A 17,222-nucleotide genomic window follows, 5' to 3' on the forward strand; every position below is an offset into this window, starting at 1 on the left:
GTGGGGACCACAGCTTAGAAGGGGGAGGGATGACAATGGAATATAACCAAACGGAAACGGGCTGCAGCACTTCCGATCGAAAGGCGGCTTACCTGGTGGAACGCTTGCTTCAGTTCGGATTGGCGCAGAAGCTGCTTGAGCCGCTGGATGTTTACGCGGCGCGCAACGGATTGCTCGATTTGCTTCGCATTGCCGAGCCTTATACGGGAGAGCTGAGGGAGCCTGCCGCAGACAGTCCTGCAGAGCTGCTTGAACCGCTGCTGGATTACGCGGCCGAAACGGGGATATTGGAAGAAAACCATACGACGCTGCGCGATTTAATGGATTCCCGTATCATGGGCCAACTGATGCCGCGGCAGTCGGAGCTGGCAGAGCGGTTTTGGACTATAGCGAGGAGGGACGGAGTAGAGCGGGCGACGGACTTTTTCTATAAGCTGTGTATCGATTCCAACTATATTCGTATGGACCGGATCCGTAAAAATCTGTATTGGCTTGCACCGACGGAGTATGGAGACCTGGAAATCACCGTTAATCTCTCCAAGCCGGAGATGGACCCCAAAACCATCGCGATGCTCAAAAATGCCCCTCAAAGCCATTATCCCCGGTGCCTGCTCTGTGTAGAGAACGTGGGTTATGCGGGAAGGTTGAATCACCCTGCCAGGCAGAATTTGCGGGTTATTCCGCTTGAGCTGTTGGGTGAAACGTGGTATTTCCAATATTCGCCTTATGTGTATTATCATGAGCACAGTATTATTTTCGACGGGTTGCACCGGCCGATGAAAATGACAAAGATGACCCTCGGGCGGCTGCTTGACTTCGTTGACCGGTTTCCACACTATTTTATCGGCTCGAATGCCGATCTGCCGATCGTGGGCGGATCGATTCTGAATCACGACCATTTTCAAGGCGGCCGTCACCGATTTCCGATGGAACGGGCGGAGGTGGAGGAAAGCTTCAGCCATCCGGACTTTGCAGGAGTGAAGCTCGGCATCGTCCATTGGCCCATGTCGGTCATCCGCCTCTCAAGCCGTGACCGGGAGCTTCTGCTGAAGCTTGCCGCTATGGTTTTGGAGCGCTGGAAGGAATATAGCGATCCCTCACAAGACATCAAAGCCTACTCCGAGCAAGAGGGGACGAAGGTGCCGCACAATACCGTGACTCCCATTGCCCGCAAAAATGCAAGCGGCGATTACGAGCTGGATCTTGTGCTGCGCAACAACCGAACCAGTGCGGAGCATCCGGAAGGTATTTTCCACCCGCATCGGGAACTGCATCATATTAAGAAGGAAAACATCGGCTTGATTGAGGTCATGGGTCTGGCGGTGCTGCCGGGACGTTTAAAGGACGAACTGGAACTGGCAGCAAGATTGCTGACCGAAGAGACAGCGTTGGACGAGCGGATGATGCTGGACCCCGGGCATCCGCTGCACAAGCATAAAGCTTGGCTGAAGGAACTGGTTGAACGCTACGGCACGGCATTGCCGGACGAGAAGGCTGCAGAAGTGCTTCGGAACGAAGTGGGCCGCAAATTTTTGAATGTGCTCCAGGATGCGGGCGTATATAAGCTGGATGCGCATGGCCGTCAAGGCTTCCGCCGTTTCCTGAGGCACTTGGGAGTCCAATAGGGAGGTTTGATGCCTGACCGCTCATGGAAACGGTCAGGATTTTTGCGTTTGTTATGTGAAAAAACGATCAACTTTTAATTGACTGTGGCAATGTAACCGTAAACGTTGAACCTGTTCCTGGTGCTCCTGATACTTGAATATCACCGGTATGAAGATCGATGATTTTTTTCACGATCGACAAACCGAGTCCGTTTCCCTTAACGGAAGGATCGCGGGATTTATCCACTTTATGGAACGGTTTAAAGATATCTGCACGTTCTTCCTCAGGAATCCCAATGCCATTATCGGTTATAGAGACGGTGATCAGATGGTTATTCTTACCGGCTTCAATCCGAATCGTTCCACGGACCGGCGTGAATTTAATGCTATTATTCAGTAAATTGATCCACACCTGGTTGAGCTGATCTTCATCCGCTTGTACCGTAATAGCCTCTAATTGAACATCCATTTCAATGTCTTTGGCTGTCCATTGAGGCTCCAACGCAATGACGACCTTTCGAAGCTGCTCATCCAGTCGGTACGTACTTCGCTTCAACGGATGAAGTTCCTGCTGTAAATAGGATAGTTGAAGCAAATTTTGACTTAATCGCGATAATCTCTCGCATTCCTGTTCGATGATGGTCAAATAATGGATTCGGCTTTCCTCACTCAATTTCTTCTGCTTTAACGCTTTGCTAAAACCTGAAATCGAAGTTAAAGGCGATTGAATTTCATGCGAGACGTTGGATACGAAATCTTGCCGCATTTGATCCAGCTTCGCAAGCTCTTGTGCCATTTCAGTAAAGCTAACGCTCAAAGCACCAATTTCATCCTTCCGTTTTGTTTGCAGCTCAACATCGAACTTTCCTTTTGCCATAAGCTTTGTTGCTTCTGTCAAACGAAGAATCGGGTGGACGATATAACGGGCAGCGACGATAATAAGAAAACTCCCGAAAAACAAGATAATAATATACATGAGATGAATGGAATTCATGATCTCGTCTTCGATCGGATTCTTCTCCACGGTTACAAATAAACCGTAAGGCTCCCCATTGACCTGAAATGGAAGTCCGATGACCGGAAAATGAGGGACGTGTGCATTCTGGTGCTCACTGGTATCGATATGGCGGACGATATCGCCTGAAAGCACGCGTTCAATTTGAGCAGAATCCATTAGCAAGGATATCTTGTTTCTATCAAGGAGGGGGGTACCGTCCTTATTGTACAGTTGAAGAAGGTTACCCGAAAGGCCAGAAAGGCTTTGCATGAAAGGAATCAAATCGGCGGATGATGTTGTCTGGTAAGAATGTATGATCTTCTCCCCGTTCAGGATGAGCGTTTTTTCTATTAGCTTTTGAATGCGGCCTTCATACAAAAAGGACGAAACAACAAATGCCGTAACCAGGCTCAACATCACAATGCCGACAAAGACAAATACAACGCGGGTATAGAGCGATTTAATCTTTGTACACCTCCAGCCGATAACCCAAGCCGCGAATGGTCACAATGCGGAATTGAGACTCAAATTCGGCAAACCGTTCCCTTAGCCTCTTGATGTGAACATCCACCGTCCGTTCATCCCCTTCATAATCCACGCCCCAAATGTCCTCAATCAAATGTTCCCGCGTAAACAAACTGCCCGGCATAGCTGCCCAGTTTGTAAAGCAGTTCAAATTCTTTCATCGGAATGGTGACGGTCCTCCCGCCGTTGTAGATCACCTGATAACTATTGCGGTCTAAAGAAACGTCACCCAATTGAATCACACTGGAAGTAGAAATACGATACCGCTTGAGCAGCGCCTTCACCCGAAGAACCAGCTCGACCGGGTCGAACGGTTTCGCCAAGTAATCATCCGTTCCAAGCATAAATCCTTTGATTCGATCTGCCGACTGCCCCCTCGCGGTAACCATCAATATCGGTATATCCCCATATTCACGGAGCTTCCGGCATAGGACCCATCCATCCATTTTCGGCATCATAATATCCAAAATCACCAGGTCAACTCGATGATTTTCGGCATACTCCAACGCCTCCGCTCCGTTCGATTTTTCTACGAGCTCAAACCCCTCATCTTCCAAGTACAAACGTATCAATTCCCGGATGTGAGCTTCATCATCTACCACTAATATCCTTGGCAAATTTAATTCTCCCCTTTGATTTCTACCACAAAAGGAAATGCTCTCACTTTTCCATGTTGTTTAAACTCAGCCCATATTTTATAGATGCCCGGCTGCTTGAACTCTGTTTCAAAAACCGGATCCTCATGATTGGCCGGATGAACATGAAGAAACTTCTGTGCAGTTTCATCAAGAATGACAACATGCCCCATCGCTCCCAAATAAGGAGTTAAATTGGTTTTATCGAGATCAAATGCTAACGTTACAGGCTTATTGACATCAAAAGAACTCATATTCAGTGTTACGGTTTCTCCGTCGATATGCTGAGTAAGCGTATTGTCCGGCTTAAGCTCCTCGTTGTTCGTTGATCCGCTTGGAGTGCCGACTACAAACGGAATCGGTTCTGCATGAAATGCTAAATTTTTCGGTTTAATATCAGTAAAGGCTTTATAAAATCCTTCTGGCAGCATATTTCCAATTCTAAACTCGCCATTGCCCGACTGTTCGGGGTGCACGTGATAATACTTCTGCAGACGTTCATCCACAATGATCAGATGAAGAAGCTTCTCATGATTTACTTCTAAATCGTTAACTGGGTTTCCTGCTTTATCCTTCAAAAAAATCTTTATTTCATTTTCATCAGATTGAACAAACGTAATTACCTCGCTATGATCCTCATGCTGTGAATGACTTCCATGTTCATGGCTGCTTCCATCCTCTTCGCCATGATTTTCATCGTATTGATGCTCTTGTACAGATGCAGGTTTTGTATCATCAGCGATAAACTCATCATATATGGTAAAGCCACCTATCATGACTGCCACATAAAGAATTGACGTTATGACCCATTTATCAAATATGACCCATTTACCCATTTCAACCAACCCTCGCAATCATTATTTTGGTCAGTCCGTTGAATGAACTTACGCTATGGACACCATATTGTTTATGCGGAAACCTTTAATCGCGGCGGTAAAATGCCGTGGAAGTGAGGGGAATCCGATTTAGCAGTGGTGTGACTTTCCCCTCCATGCTTCCGCGAAAATTTAAAAAAAGGTGAAGGGCATTTCTATTTCTTCTTCATGATGAACTGTCTGTCAATATAAAAAGCTGCCAACACGGATATGACAACGGTCAAAAGCAGGTTCGCGTAAGTTTCAAGAGGAAACGGGTTGCCTTCAAGATGGATATCATTCGCACGATATTCCATTCGTTTCACCGCATGTCTGGCCGTTTGAAGGTCCTCTTGCCGGGCTAAATCTTCAAGTTGGACTTCGAACATAAATCGATCCGGGGAATCGCTATGGACGAGCTGGAGCTCCGTGGTCTTTCCTCTTTCGTTCCAGTTTTTAACATCCTCCGCAGCCAGCGATTTGGCTTGTGTTCCCGAAACGATCATTTTATCCAATTGCGGGGCATTCGACATCGTGTATCTGGATAGCAGGTTCAAACCGTGTTTCGTCACAATGGGGGCATCCGCGCTTGAAACGGAAAGGACCTTTGTCGTTCCGGTGTCTGAATAGATATCAAATACGGAAGCCAGTGCCATTTCCTCCATACCGTCATACAGCAGCACGCCTGCCTTTTTCTTGTTCCACTGAAAAGCGTTATTCAATACATAGGTTGCATAGCGCAGATCGATGTAAAATGGTTCGACCTTTGGATTTTGAAGGAAGTGATAAGAAGGATAATTCAATTCTTTCGCTATTTTGGCCGCCATCGGATCGCCCAGTTTTTGTGAGATGACATAGAGGACGGCATCGATTCCTGATGAAATACCTGCTGAGGATATCACATGATCATCATTAGTAACATAACGCAGATCCCTTTTCCAGTTCACTTCAGGATATTTCTTTGAAAGAATCCACATCGTTTGCCAGTGAGATGCCGCTGACTTTCCATTTAATAATCCAGTAGCGGCAAGATTGTCCGCGCCCGCGCAAATGCTCAATAAAGTGGTTTCCTTGTGTTGTTGTATCCATTCACGGACGGGTTGATAGCTCTTTTGGTCAAGCATGGTCATGTAAGGGATCGCGATAATGTCAGGACTTTTACCCAGCAGTTCATCCATTTCTTTAAAAGAGTAGTGCGGCACCACATCCAAGCCGCCAGTCAGTGACTTCACCTGATTGTCCGCAGCAACGGCAAACACATTGTATGCGCCAGTCATAGAAAACAATTGATACGGAGTCATGAAATCCAATCCTTCCGTGGTTTCATTCCCCAGCAAGACGGCAACCGTAGGTTTATTGGGATCATATTCGGGTTGCTTTATTCCTTGCAAAGAAGGAACGGGCTCTTGGCGAACCGAACCGTAAAAATCTTTTTGAGAACGAAAATATCCGAACGCTCCGACCCCTCCCACAAACACAACGAAACTACATAAATAAACGACGAAACGCAATAATAACTTCTTCATTTGATTTCCTCCTCGATGATTAAGGTCTTTCATTTACAATACCGGAGTAGGGTATAACGACATGTAAAAACGACCGATTTGACATCATTCTTAGACAGAGGCTCACCATCCCATTTTAACCAACGTAACAATGACAAAAGTCATAGAAACCACGAAAGAAATGGATGTCATGACGATCATTTTTTTATTTTTCCATCCGTCTCTAACGATTTGATAAACCGACCAGAGCAAGGTTCCAAGTGTTAATACAATCATCGCACGCCGAAATAAAATCATGTCTTCCATGCTCAACATGGTGGTTGCGGATCCTCCAATAACCAGAAAGATGAGCGCATGAAACCAGTGTTGGGTAGCTAGAAAAGATATCACCACCGGCAAAAATACGGATACCTTCTTTCCCGGTTTCATCTTATTACAGCAAGCTTTCATTCATTTTTTCCTCCTGTTCATATTTTTAAATTAACTTCGCTATGTATGATACTATAAATCAGATTTGTGAACTCAATATGAACTGAGCCATAGAAATTAAATAAAATGTGCGTTACCCAAGCAAGATCATTTAAAGTGGATTTGGGGAGTTTATGCTATACCCTTCTCTGCCAATTAGCCGGGCAAATAAAAAGACGGATGCCCTGAAACATCCGTCATGAATGATGATCACAGATCAGTCAATGCGGAAACGGACCGCATGAATCCATCATTTAAGAATACTTTCTTTCAAAGTCCATAATATTTAATCATTGAGTAAAATGGAGGTGTAACTATGTCCAATGGATTCGTTATGCGTTCTTTAGACGAAGTCCGGTTTTGGTCACGTATAATGAAGGAACATTCGCTTTTTCTGAAATTAGGGTTTCGTTGCGATGACACCCAGTTAATACATGAGGCGAATCAGTTTTACGCGGTGTTTGAGGAAATTGAAAGAAGGTCAAACGCATTCACATCTGAAACAGACCCTGAAGTAATAAAAAGATTCAATGTAGAAGTGCACAATGCGGCTTCCCGCATATGGGCTTTTAAAAGAAAAGTGTTAGGATTAATTTTAAGCTGCCAACTTCCAGGAGCCAATAACTTTCCATTGTTGGTCGATCACATTAGTAGAGAAGCATTTTACTTTAGAAACCGATTGGAAGAACTGAATACGGGAAGATTAGACCCTTTACCAGATGCAATCATTAATGAAAATGTATTTTTCTTAAGGATAATGGCTGACCATGCAAAATTTATTGGACATTTACTGGACCCCTCTGAACGGCAGTTAGTTGAACAATCACGTAACTTTAGTCATGATTTCGACCAATTGCTCTTTCAAGCCAGAGATTTGGAATCCATGCGACCTCAATCCCAGACAGTTCCTTTACTAGACCAATTCCTTGATCAGAATCGAATTTCCGTTAAATCTCTTCGCGATTTTAAAAAGACTGCTAAAGAATTAATTGAGTCTTGTCGTATAAAGAGTATTATCCATCCCCTGCTGGCAGACCATGTATTTCGGGAAGCTGAGCGATTCCTTTTTATTATAGATATGTTAGAAAGTAGTTTGACAAAAACATCTGCGGGATAAAACATAAAGAGTAATCAACACGATTCAGAACGGGAGCAACCTGTTCGTGGAATTTCCCGGTTATTCGGACTACGGGCACCTTCCAGTCGTCGGCATAGCCGGTCTGACTGTTCTTCGATTGAAGCTTTTGAAACGAACTTTAAGCTTAATGCTCATCCGAATGCTTATCCGGTATACTTTGCAGAAAGCGCTTGCGTAGATGAGTCAGAAGTGACTTCAACGATTTTCAGGTTATTGAAACAAAGGCTTAATCGCATCAGTGCAACTTCGGCCTGCTCACGAGTCATCGGTTCTCCAAGTATTTTACCTTTGTAGCTGATGGCGTAACGCATTCGTTAACCTCCATTATTGAACGGATCCCGGTTCTCCGGGATTTTGTTCTGGTTGACTCTACGTCATTATACGTAGGATTGGCGCAACAAGAATGCATCATCACGGTTGCGCTTCTTGAAACCGGCTTGTACATGTACATACCATCCGATCTGTCCGGATGCGCTCCGGTTCTTCTACATCCCAATCCATCCAATTATAACATGAGAAGTATAGATTAGGGTAATCGCCGGGGAAAATTGGCATATTAAATCCATATCCATTGGAATTATCAGCAGGAGAGTGGATGAATTGCATTTTCGATTTGCCTTAATGATCGGCACGGCGATTGCCGCGGGGCTCGCGCTCCATGCTGTGGAAGGGGCGGCTTTGATCCAGCCGCAGGAACGGATCATGACGTTCGCCGTTCTCAGCGACATCCATGTGCAGAACTGGGACAAACGTGCCCTGCAAACATTCGGACAAGCACTCGACGATCTTCACCATACCGTTCCCCAGGCTGAGGCGCTCATTATCAACGGGGATTTGGGCAACGGGAATCCGGAGGATTACCGTACACTTCGCCAAATGTTGGATAAGCATCCCCATCCGCGGCGGATTTTTTATACTATCGGCAATCATGAGTTTTACCGCATGTGGCATGATCGGCTGGGACGCTGGAGCCCGGACACATTCCCCAACGGGGAGACGGAAGCCGCTGCCAGCCAACGATTTTTGAGTTTTATCGGGGAGCCGAAAGTTTACTATGAACGGGAGGTTAGGGGCTTCCGGTTTCTGTTTCTTGGAACGGAGCGCTATAGACAGTCCGACCCGTCGGTGCAAGAAGATGCTTTTCTATCCGCCGGCCAGTTGCAATGGTTAGAAGCGAAATTAAAGGAAGCCGCCTCCGTCAGGAAACCGATATTCGTCTTCCTGCATCAACCCCTTCCGGATACCGTGTCCGGGAGCGGACGGGAAGGGAGCGGAAGAGGCGTAGTTCAGCATCGGAAGCTCAAGGCGCTGTTGTCTTCCTATCCTCAGGTGCTTCTGTTTTCGGGACATTCCCACCGGGAACTGGCGCAGCCGCGTACCGTCGTGCGCGATCACTTTGTGATGGCGAACAGCTCCTCTGTCCGCGATCCGTCGCACGAAGCCGGACCCTACGCGCCTGAAGCGGGAAAGAGCGAAGGGCTCATCGTTGAAGTGTATCCGGATCGCGTATGTATCCGGGGCCGTGATTTCGGCCATCGGAGCTGGGTGCCGGAGGCGGTCTACACGGTTCAATGAAGTTGGGCTTGATGCAGCAACAGAAGGGCGGAAGGACCGGCTGTCCGGTCCTCCCGGGTTTACTTTTCGACCCACTCACTGCGCAGCGAGAACAGATCCTTGAGATCCTCCGTCGATAACTCGGTGATCCACTGCTCCCCGCTGCCAACGATTTGCTGGCTGAGCTCCATCTTTTTATCGATCATCTCGTCAATGCGCTCCTCCAGCGTGCCCAGCGTGACGAATTTGTGCACCTGCACATGGCGGGTCTGGCCGATCCGGAAAGCCCGGTCGGTCGCTTGATTCTCTACCGCGGGGTTCCACCAGCGGTCAAAGTGAAACACGTGGTTGGCGGCCGTGAGGTTGAGCCCTGTGCCTCCGGCTTTCAGCGAGAGCAGGAAAATGCCTGAATCCGGGGTGTCCGGCTCCGCTTCATTTTGGAATACCTCGATCATCCGGTCACGCTCCGCTTTGGAACTCCCGCCGTGCAGGAACGGGACCTTGCCGCCGAATTCTTCTTCGAACACCCGCTGCAGCAGCAGACCGCTCTCTACAAACTGAGTGAAGATAAGACATTTGTCCCCTTCCTGCCTCAGCTCCTGAACCATCTCCAGCAGCCTTTCGACTTTGTTGGAACGTCCGCGCCATGGCGACCGGGCCGACTCTTTGGCGAGCAATGCGGGATGGTTGCAGATTTGCTTCAGCTTGGTCAGGGCTGTTAAAATCATGCCCCGGCGTTGCATCGGCGAAAGCGTGTCGATGCGCTCGAACATGTCGCGAATGTAGTTTTCATAAAGCGTAGCTTGTTCCGTAGTAAGAGAGACATAGGTTTTATACTCGTATTTTTCCGGCAAATCAAGCTGAATCGAAGGATCCTTCTTCACCCGCCGCAAAAGGAACGGGCGGATGAGCCGCTGTACCTTAGCGATGAGCTCTTGATCCTGGGTTCGTTCGATGGCTCCGACATACCGCTGTGTAAAATCGCGCAGCGTTCCAAGGTAACCGGGGTTCAAAAAATCAAAAATCGACCACAGCTCGGTCAGCCGGTTCTCGATGGGTGTACCAGTCAGAGCGATCCGGTGCCGTCCCGTCAGCTTGCGTATGGATGATGCCTGTTTCGTGTAGGCGTTCTTGATGTTCTGCGCCTCGTCCAGACATATGGATTCCCAATGCAAGGAGGAGAGCTCCGCTTCATCCAAGTGTGCCAGCGTATAAGTCGTCAGCACAAGATCGCTGCCGCGGCAACTTTCGGTGAAACGTTCTCCCTTGGCGCGTCCCGGACCATAGTGCAGATGAACCCGCAGGTCGGGAGCGAAGCGCTGCAGCTCCTTCTGCCAGTTGCCTAGCACCGAGGTGGGGCAAATCAGCAGGGAGGGTGAAGGATCCGTCGTTCCCTCGCTCAGCCGTTTCTCCCGCAGAAGGAGCAGGTAGGTGATCATTTGAATCGTTTTGCCCAGCCCCATATCGTCGGCCAGGCATCCGCCCAGGCCGCATTCCCTCAAGAACATAAGCCACGAAATACCCTCGACCTGATAAGGCCTTAAGGTGCCGCGGAAGCTGTCGGGCGGCTCGGTGAGCGGCGGCCGCTTGGCATGATTCAGAAGATCGACCAGCTCCTGAAGCTGATCGTTGAGCTCGACCTCCATCTTCAAAGAGCGGTGGAATTGCTTGTCTTCCTCGCCGTCGCTCGTACCCAGCAGGTGCAGCTCCAGCACGTCCCGAAAGGACAGGCCCTGCTTCTTCTGCACCTGATGCATTACGCTTTGCAGCTGTGCGAGATGAACGGGATCGAGCTGTACCCACTGGCCGCGGATTTGCACCAGCCTGCGGTTTTGTTCCAGCAGCTCGCGAAATTCTTCTTCCGTCAGCTCGATGTCGCCCAGGGCGATTTTCCAGTCGAACTGCATTAGCTGATTGAGGCCGAACATCGGCTGGGGGCCGGTCCCCACCGACGACTTGATTTTCGCCTTGAGGCGGGGACGCCACTTGCGGATGCGCTCCCACCACGCCGGCAGGAATACGGAGTAGCCTGCCTCCACCAGACGAATGCTGCCATTCACTAGCAGTTCCCAGGCCTCGTCCGGCGTGAGCAGGCTGCGTATGCCTTCCTCGCCTTCGGCGAGAAAGGGGACCATGCGCCGCCACTTGGCGGCATCGCGAACGGCACGTCCGAGGTGTCTGCGCCAAGCCTCGGGCACACCGGCGGCCGCTTCCCCGTCCGTCTCCGCGGTGGCCCAAGCTTTGAGAACCGAAGGGTCCGCCTCGTACTGCACGTTTTGGTCCCCCCGGTCCTGCAGCACGACGCGCAGCGGCCAGGCGCCGCCGGCAGTTGCAGGCTCCTCAAGCTTCAGGCATGTTCGAAAAGGCGTGCCGTCAGACTGCCAGCCAATGGAGATCAGCCAATCCTCCTCGTCCATCCACAGATCGGCGGCCGATTTGCTGCGGGAGAGCAGAGGAAATGAGCGCTCCAGCCGCTCAAGATTTTGACGCATGACCCCGTCTGCATCGATCCAGGCGGGAATGAGCTGGTCCATCCAAAGCTCCGCTGCGGGAGAGGCAGCCAGAGCGGCCGCTTCTTCATCCAGCAATAGCTTCCAGCCGAGCGTCCCGGCTTTCCACTTGGCAAAATCGGGCATAAAGCGGCCTTGCGTCAGCGCCTCTTTGACGGCCGGCGCCAGCCGCATCAGCTCTTCCAGCTCGCGGCTGTAGTTCAGCCGCTGATGCATAACGGTGCTTGGAGCGGCCCAATAGTCCAGCGCCTCCAGCGTCGGAAGCAGCACACCTTCCAGATTCATCCATTCGATGACCTCAATGAACGTGCCGTAGAAGGAAGGAGCATGCCAGGCAAACAACCAGTCCCGCAGGTCGTAAGCGTCGCAGATGCCGCCGTTGTGACGGGTACCCCACAGGAAGAATCCGCCCTGAGGCGCCCATCGCACATTTACGCTGATGCTTCCCGTATCGATCATGGTATCCATTTTCCTTTCCTCAACTCTTCTTGTAATGCGCGAAGGCGAGAGTATTTTACGGCCAGCCGGTAGATGTAATCCTCCCAATCGTTCAGACGGTCCAGCTTTTTATATAGATTGTTCAGCTTTTTGAGCAATTTGGTTGCGGACTTGTAAGCGGTGCGGTTCTTCCCGGCAATGCACCGTTCCACCGCTTGGTGATACAGCGGCAGTACCAGTGCCGGGTTCTGCTTCTCTACGGATTGCAGATCGACGGAGTACAGGTCATTCGGGGAAACGCGGTTGGCCAACTGCAAATCGATCCAGGCTTTATACCGCCGGCCCTTCAGCAGATATGCCGAATAGAAGTTGTACGTGCGCGGCAGCAGCGCTACCATGACGGACACCCATTCCGCATCGTCGGATTGCCGCCCTACGGCTTCCATCCAATACTGGCAAAACTGCCGTAATTCCTCCTGCTGGGCGCGCTGTACCACCGGCAGCAGCCATCGCAGCCATGCCAGCATGCGTTCCCATGCCTGCTCTTTATGGCAGTGGTGCAAATAAAAGAAGAAATCCCGCGCCTCACGTTTGCTGAGCTGCTCCATCTGCCGCCTGGCGGCTTCGTCATCCCCCGCGATGACGGCAAAATGCGCGTCCGCCATCAGCAGCGCATCCTTACGCTTTGGCATCAGGTCCTTTGCTTGCAGCATATGCTGCAGTCGAGTCTGTTCCTCCGCGATCCATGAAGAGAGGTTTGCCATCCGCCACCAAACGCTGCGGTACACGGTGGGCCACGAAACAGGGGACTCCTTCCCGGACAGAGCGGACTCCGAAATCAGATGCAGCGTTTCTTTCCACTCCGCGGAATAGCTTTGCGTCAAGGCTTCCACATCCAGCGTCGGCGTAAGGCGGAGCAGCTCTTCCTGACACTTTCGTCCGATCGTTCTGCACCCGGTTTCAATATAGTAAGAAAGATACGATGCTTTCGTCTCTTGGTAAAACTGCTCGATCTTCCGCATGATGAACAGCAGCAAATGCAGATCATAGAGCTCCTTAAGGGGAGATTTCCAACCCTCGCCGTAGGGGGCAAGCTTTTCTTTGGCCGCGTTGTGGAACAGCTCGATCGAATGCTGCTGAGACAGCGAGAAGCCGTAAAACTGCTGGTCAAAAAAACGCTGCCATTGCACGGGGCTTTGTTCTTCTGTGGGTGGCTCAAGCCGATCCTGCTGACGTTTATCCGCCGTACGGCCGCCTGACCGGATCTGCTGCTGTCGGCTGCGAATCATAATGGCCTGCTTCAGCTGTTGAAGGAGAAGCTCGGGCCGCGCGTAAGAAGCATACAGAGTAAAGACGACCGCAGCAATATGCTCGCAGTTCCTGACGGTTGAACAACTGCATTCGCTTTTACTGAAATGGTCGATGTCGATGACGACCTCGCAATTTGGCTCGAGCACCAAGGCATGCACTTCCACGCCGTGCTTCAGCTCGAGTCCGGCAACACGGCCTTTGTGGAAATATTCCCATCCCCGCTCGAGCCGGTCCAGTTCAAAATCGCTCTGCAGATGCCTTGTCAGCTCGTGTATTCGATTTTTAGGGATCTGCAGCTTGAGCATGTTTCGCCCTCCGCCTGTTTTGTCTATCCTTATAGTGTATCAGATTTTGCATATGAATGCGTAGAAAATTGGTCGAGACCCGAGTTTTTGTTGGTCCGTCACTGGTTGCGGGCACAAGGGATTTGTGAGTACAATGAGGCAAAAGCGAATTTACCGCTGGAAGGACAGGTGGCCATGGGCATTAAATTCGGAAGGGAATACAACGACATCATCAATGATTTTACCGATGCACTGCGGGGAGTGGAAGGCTGCTGCGAATTTCTGGAGATGCCGGCGGACGATTGGGACGCCATGAGCGAGGAGGAACAGAAGGAATGCATGAAGACGTTGGCGGATGATCTGTTCTATGGACTGGGAGTAGAGGCGCAAATGAGCATAGGCGATTGTATGGTCACGCATGACCCCAAACGGCACTTGATCCGCATTGACCAAGGAGAAACGCTTACGACGGTCATCTATTTGGTATAGGAGGGATGGGCATGCACAGGAGATTAACGGAAGAGGAAGTGAAAGTCGGCCTGAACCGGACGGAAGGCTGGGCGTTGGAAGAGAACGGGAAATGGATCGCAAGGAAGTACCGCTTCGCGTCTTTCATGGACGGCATCGGGTTCGTGGATGAAGTGGCCCGGATTGCCGAGGAACTGAACCATCATCCGATGATTTCCATCGATTATCGGCTGGTGACGCTTCGCCTCACCTCGTGGAACGCCGGGGGACTGACGGAGCTTGACTTTACCAGCGCCCGGAGGTACGACGAAGCTTATGCGGGTTTTCGGAAATGAATCTGTTCTCATGCATCCTTATGCGGACCATACCATACAGTGGAACTCTTCCATGCCGGTAGGGGTCATCCGTTGGTAGGTGTCCGTAATGATAAAACCGGCGCGGGTATACACACGGATCGCTCTTTCATTCCAAGTCATCACTTCAAGGTCGATTTGATTTTGCGGAGACAACCGTTGGGCTTCCTGTACAATCGCTCTTACAAAATGAATTCCGTTGCCGCAGCCGCATAAATCGGGACGCATGCCCAGACCCAACCGGGTAACGCCCACCATAGGAAAAAACTGCACAAATCCGCTCAGCTCACCGCTTGCGTCCAGAACGGCACGGTACTGGTTCACTCGAATTTCAGCATCGGCGAATTCCTCTTGATCGGAAAGCATAAGCTCCCATGGCCGGAAATGGTAGGTATGGTATGGCGGAGGATAAACCCAGCTGCAGATGTCGCGGCAGTGCGCCTCCGTGAGCGGGGCAATATAAAAAATCCGGGGCTCGTTGGGTATCACTTTCTTTTCAGCTTCTCCCTTCGGGTGTATACTGTTAATATACAGCATATCACCCCATTAAAGGAAGTGATTGGATCTTGAAGCATGTAGTCAGTCAAGAATGGTTGTTTGAGCACGGCATCCAGGACCATATCGTGATCGCGGACTGCCGCTTTATATTAGGCCAGCCTGAGGCCGGAAAACAAAGCTATGATATCGATCATATTTGCGGAGCGTTTTATTTTGATCTCGAACGTGATTTGTCCGGTCCGAAAGAGAAGCACGGAGGGCGCCATCCGCTTCCCGATCCCGGGGAGCTTGCCGCCAAGCTTGGCCGGGCGGGTATCCACGAGCATTCCGTCGTTGTCGCTTACGACGATCAAGACGGTGCGATGGCCTCGCGGTTTTGGTGGTTGTTGAAATATCTTGGTCATGACGAAGTCTATATTTTGGATAAGGGCTACTCGGCATGGAAGGAAGCGGGGTATCCCGTAACGGAGGAGCTGCCTGTGGAGCAGCAGGCCGTATTCACGCCGAAGGTGCGCAGCGAGATGCTGGTGAATGTGGAGCAGGTGAAGGACCGGTTGAAGCGTCCAGGTACGGTGCTTGTGGATTCTCGCGAAGAGAAACGTTACCTTGGCCTCGAAGAAACGATCGATCCGGTGGCCGGACATATTCCGGGAGCGAAGCAGTATTTCTGGAAAGAAGGATTGCAAGCTTCAGGGGGATGGAAGGATGATTCGGAGCAAAAGGCCAGGTTCGCAGACTTGCGCAACGCCGATGAGCTTATCGTCTATTGCGGCTCCGGTGTGACGGCGTGTCCGAACGTGCTGGCGCTTAGCGAGGCCGGATTCGACAATGTCAAGCTGTACGCAGGCAGCTGGAGTGATTGGATCAGCTATAAGGACAATCCGGTGGCGACAGGAAAAGAGTAGGAAATGGGGTTTCCGTGTCAGACACGGTTGGAGGACTACGATCATTTGCCGTTGGCATGCTGATCCGGTCCTCCTTGTTTTTTCATCCGGGGCTGTGTATGATACACCGGCACTCTTATCTTATATTTCCGATCAAAGCGTCCCTGTCAAAAGCTTTCGCCTTTTCTCTTCACGGTCCTTATCGCTGAGTTTGGGACATGTAAAGCAGTAATTCCCGCATGCTTTTTCCGTTTTGTAGTATAGGCAGCACGCGGCTTTCACCCGGAGTAAACGATCCGGATCAGCAGGAGACTCGACCATTTTAAAATTAAGATCCAGCAGATTGGTTTTTTTCTCGAAAATCCGGGGTCCGATGCGGTGTACCAGAACGGCAAAATCGTCCTTAATCCGGCTTCTCGTCTCTTCATCCTCCGCTTCCCCGATCATCACGTCAATCGTATAATACAGCCGGGTGACCAATTGGGCCCACAGCTGAGCCGTTGGAATGCCGGCGGCTTCGGAGACGGAGGCGATGAGAGGCTTCACCTGCCCGATATACCAATGATGAAAAATCGCACTCAGCCATTCTTCTCTGTTATCGGCAGGGCAGGGCGTGCCGACGCAGGAATCCGCTCTGAAAGCCAGCGCAGGACCATCGGAGTGATGGCGGAGCTGCAGCTCCAATTGATCCAGATGCAGGTTTAAGGCCGCTTGATGGCAAGAAACGGTATACTGCAGAGCAGAACAGACTTGAGCAACCCAAGCGATGAAAAACATGCCGCCTACGTCGATATGCGATCCCTTCAAAGCTTCCGTATAGATGCGAATAAACCGGGACATCTCCTCCGGTCTCAACAGGCTGCCCATATGGAATCGGTATTCTGCTCCGGCGATTCCGGTTTCGGATAGTCCAAACCGCTGTTCAAGCACTTGGTTGACCGGTTCCTGAAGAGTCATGATCCGGCGCTCCTTTCTGGCACATCAGGCGAATGATTTGGGGGACAGTCCCCGGTACCAATGAGAATTATAATCATTATCATTAGGGAAATCAATAGAAATCACAGCATTCGGAACAGATCGGATGCAGGAGGCTTCCGCATGGTTTCTGCAAAATAGAAAGCCCTGCAGGCTTGTCCGTCCGTTTCGTCCGTTTTTGCGAACGATCGGATCGGGCCAAACACTGAGGGCTTCCGAAG

At 50.4% G+C, this 17,222-nt stretch carries 15 protein-coding genes and 1 pseudogene; 6 read left to right on the plus strand and 10 right to left on the minus strand.

What is annotated here, in order from left to right:
* Positions 1-35 precede the first annotated feature (35 nt).
* Positions 36-1,625 (plus strand): UDP-glucose--hexose-1-phosphate uridylyltransferase, encoded by a 1,590-nt coding sequence (locus NR121_RS08405; RefSeq protein WP_137670990.1) that lies wholly within the window; start codon positions 36-38, stop codon positions 1,623-1,625.
* A 67-nt stretch (positions 1,626-1,692) separates the two neighbouring features.
* On the opposite strand, the gene NR121_RS08410 is transcribed toward NR121_RS08405, so the two are convergent.
* The 5 genes and pseudogenes from NR121_RS08410 to NR121_RS08430 all read right to left on the minus strand — a co-directional run bounded on the left by NR121_RS08410 (position 1,693) and on the right by NR121_RS08430 (position 6,570).
* Positions 1,693-2,778 carry a sensor histidine kinase gene (locus NR121_RS08410; RefSeq protein ID WP_235594194.1) on the minus strand — a complete coding sequence of 362 codons (1,086 nt, stop codon included), beginning with the start codon at positions 2,776-2,778 and terminating at the stop codon, positions 1,693-1,695.
* Positions 2,779-3,061: 283 nt separating this feature from the next.
* Positions 3,062-3,743: pseudogene (locus NR121_RS08415) on the minus strand (response regulator transcription factor).
* Positions 3,744-3,745: 2 nt separating this feature from the next.
* The gene (locus NR121_RS08420) at positions 3,746-4,597 is read right to left on the minus strand and encodes a hypothetical protein (RefSeq protein ID WP_054817025.1); all 852 of its coding nucleotides are present in this window, start codon (positions 4,595-4,597) and stop codon (positions 3,746-3,748) included.
* Positions 4,598-4,791: 194 nt separating this feature from the next.
* The gene (locus NR121_RS08425) at positions 4,792-6,141 is read right to left on the minus strand and encodes a DJ-1/PfpI family protein (RefSeq protein ID WP_054817026.1); all 1,350 of its coding nucleotides are present in this window, start codon (positions 6,139-6,141) and stop codon (positions 4,792-4,794) included.
* 102 nt (positions 6,142-6,243) lie between these two features.
* The gene (locus tag NR121_RS08430) at positions 6,244-6,570 is read right to left on the minus strand and encodes a hypothetical protein (protein ID WP_074728914.1); all 327 of its coding nucleotides are present in this window, start codon (positions 6,568-6,570) and stop codon (positions 6,244-6,246) included.
* A gap of 334 nt (positions 6,571-6,904) precedes the next feature.
* On the opposite strand from NR121_RS08430, the gene NR121_RS08435 reads away from it, so the two are divergent.
* On the plus strand, positions 6,905-7,705 hold the full coding sequence (locus NR121_RS08435; RefSeq protein WP_054817028.1) for a DUF2935 domain-containing protein: 801 nt from the start codon (positions 6,905-6,907) through the stop codon (positions 7,703-7,705).
* Positions 7,706-7,869: 164 nt separating this feature from the next.
* Here NR121_RS08435 and NR121_RS08440 read toward each other — a convergent pair whose 3' ends face one another.
* Entirely contained in the window at positions 7,870-8,037 is a 168-nt protein-coding gene (locus NR121_RS08440) for a hypothetical protein (protein WP_171006005.1), read from the minus strand.
* A 289-nt stretch (positions 8,038-8,326) separates the two neighbouring features.
* Between NR121_RS08440 and NR121_RS08445 the strand changes: the two genes are divergently transcribed.
* Positions 8,327-9,301, plus strand: a complete 975-nt coding sequence (locus NR121_RS08445; RefSeq protein ID WP_137670987.1) for a metallophosphoesterase family protein — start codon at positions 8,327-8,329, stop codon at positions 9,299-9,301.
* Between the two features lie 59 nt (positions 9,302-9,360).
* On the opposite strand, the gene NR121_RS08450 is transcribed toward NR121_RS08445, so the two are convergent.
* Both NR121_RS08450 and NR121_RS08455 read right to left on the minus strand, forming a co-directional pair.
* The gene (locus NR121_RS08450; protein WP_375162517.1) at positions 9,361-12,249 is read right to left on the minus strand and encodes a DEAD/DEAH box helicase; all 2,889 of its coding nucleotides are present in this window, start codon (positions 12,247-12,249) and stop codon (positions 9,361-9,363) included.
* Positions 12,246-13,844, minus strand: a complete 1,599-nt coding sequence (locus NR121_RS08455; protein WP_256831070.1) for a hypothetical protein — start codon at positions 13,842-13,844, stop codon at positions 12,246-12,248. Before NR121_RS08455 ends, NR121_RS08450 begins: the two co-directional genes overlap by 4 nt.
* Before the next feature lie 174 nt (positions 13,845-14,018).
* On the opposite strand from NR121_RS08455, the gene NR121_RS08460 reads away from it, so the two are divergent.
* Both NR121_RS08460 and NR121_RS08465 read left to right on the plus strand, forming a co-directional pair.
* A complete protein-coding gene (locus NR121_RS08460) occupies positions 14,019-14,312 on the plus strand; it encodes a hypothetical protein (RefSeq protein WP_054817031.1) in 294 nt (97 codons plus the stop codon).
* An 11-nt stretch (positions 14,313-14,323) separates the two neighbouring features.
* Complete coding sequence (locus NR121_RS08465; protein WP_054817032.1) at positions 14,324-14,626, plus strand: 4a-hydroxytetrahydrobiopterin dehydratase; 303 nt, start codon at positions 14,324-14,326, stop codon at positions 14,624-14,626.
* A gap of 18 nt (positions 14,627-14,644) precedes the next feature.
* Here the strand turns inward: NR121_RS08465 and NR121_RS08470 are convergent, their stop codons facing one another.
* Positions 14,645-15,181: a GNAT family N-acetyltransferase gene (locus NR121_RS08470; protein WP_174351211.1), complete on the minus strand. Its 537-nt coding sequence runs from the start codon at positions 15,179-15,181 to the stop codon at positions 14,645-14,647.
* Positions 15,182-15,210: 29 nt separating this feature from the next.
* Between NR121_RS08470 and NR121_RS08475 the strand changes: the two genes are divergently transcribed.
* Positions 15,211-16,047: a sulfurtransferase gene (locus NR121_RS08475; RefSeq protein ID WP_054817033.1), complete on the plus strand. Its 837-nt coding sequence runs from the start codon at positions 15,211-15,213 to the stop codon at positions 16,045-16,047.
* A gap of 132 nt (positions 16,048-16,179) precedes the next feature.
* Here NR121_RS08475 and NR121_RS08480 read toward each other — a convergent pair whose 3' ends face one another.
* On the minus strand, positions 16,180-16,983 hold the full coding sequence (locus NR121_RS08480) for a hypothetical protein (protein WP_054817034.1): 804 nt from the start codon (positions 16,981-16,983) through the stop codon (positions 16,180-16,182).
* Between the last annotated feature and the right edge of the window lie 239 nt (positions 16,984-17,222).

The organism is Paenibacillus sp. Pae15 (assembly GCF_024519685.1).
Taxonomy (GTDB): domain Bacteria; phylum Bacillota; class Bacilli; order Paenibacillales; family NBRC-103111; genus Paenibacillus_G; species Paenibacillus_G naphthalenovorans.

Bases quoted from the DNA above. Each gene is read 5' to 3' on its own strand.
- NR121_RS08405 (WP_137670990.1), top strand. From the start codon at position 36: ATGGAATATAACCAAACGGAAACGGGCTGCAGCACTTCCGATCGAAAG.
- NR121_RS08410 (WP_235594194.1), bottom strand. From the start codon at position 2,778: ATGGATTCTGCTCAAATTGAACGCGTGCTTTCAGGCGATATCGTCCGC.
- NR121_RS08420 (WP_054817025.1), bottom strand. From the start codon at position 4,597: ATGGGTAAATGGGTCATATTTGATAAATGGGTCATAACGTCAATTCTT.
- NR121_RS08425 (WP_054817026.1), bottom strand. From the start codon at position 6,141: ATGAAGAAGTTATTATTGCGTTTCGTCGTTTATTTATGTAGTTTCGTT.
- NR121_RS08430 (WP_074728914.1), bottom strand. From the start codon at position 6,570: ATGAAAGCTTGCTGTAATAAGATGAAACCGGGAAAGAAGGTATCCGTA.
- NR121_RS08435 (WP_054817028.1), top strand. From the start codon at position 6,905: ATGTCCAATGGATTCGTTATGCGTTCTTTAGACGAAGTCCGGTTTTGG.
- NR121_RS08440 (WP_171006005.1), bottom strand. From the start codon at position 8,037: ATGCGTTACGCCATCAGCTACAAAGGTAAAATACTTGGAGAACCGATG.
- NR121_RS08450 (WP_375162517.1), bottom strand. From the start codon at position 12,249: ATGATCGATACGGGAAGCATCAGCGTAAATGTGCGATGGGCGCCTCAG.
- NR121_RS08455 (WP_256831070.1), bottom strand. From the start codon at position 13,844: ATGCTCAAGCTGCAGATCCCTAAAAATCGAATACACGAGCTGACAAGG.
- NR121_RS08460 (WP_054817031.1), top strand. From the start codon at position 14,019: ATGGGCATTAAATTCGGAAGGGAATACAACGACATCATCAATGATTTT.
- NR121_RS08465 (WP_054817032.1), top strand. From the start codon at position 14,324: ATGCACAGGAGATTAACGGAAGAGGAAGTGAAAGTCGGCCTGAACCGG.
- NR121_RS08470 (WP_174351211.1), bottom strand. From the start codon at position 15,181: ATGCTGTATATTAACAGTATACACCCGAAGGGAGAAGCTGAAAAGAAA.
- NR121_RS08480 (WP_054817034.1), bottom strand. From the start codon at position 16,983: ATGACTCTTCAGGAACCGGTCAACCAAGTGCTTGAACAGCGGTTTGGA.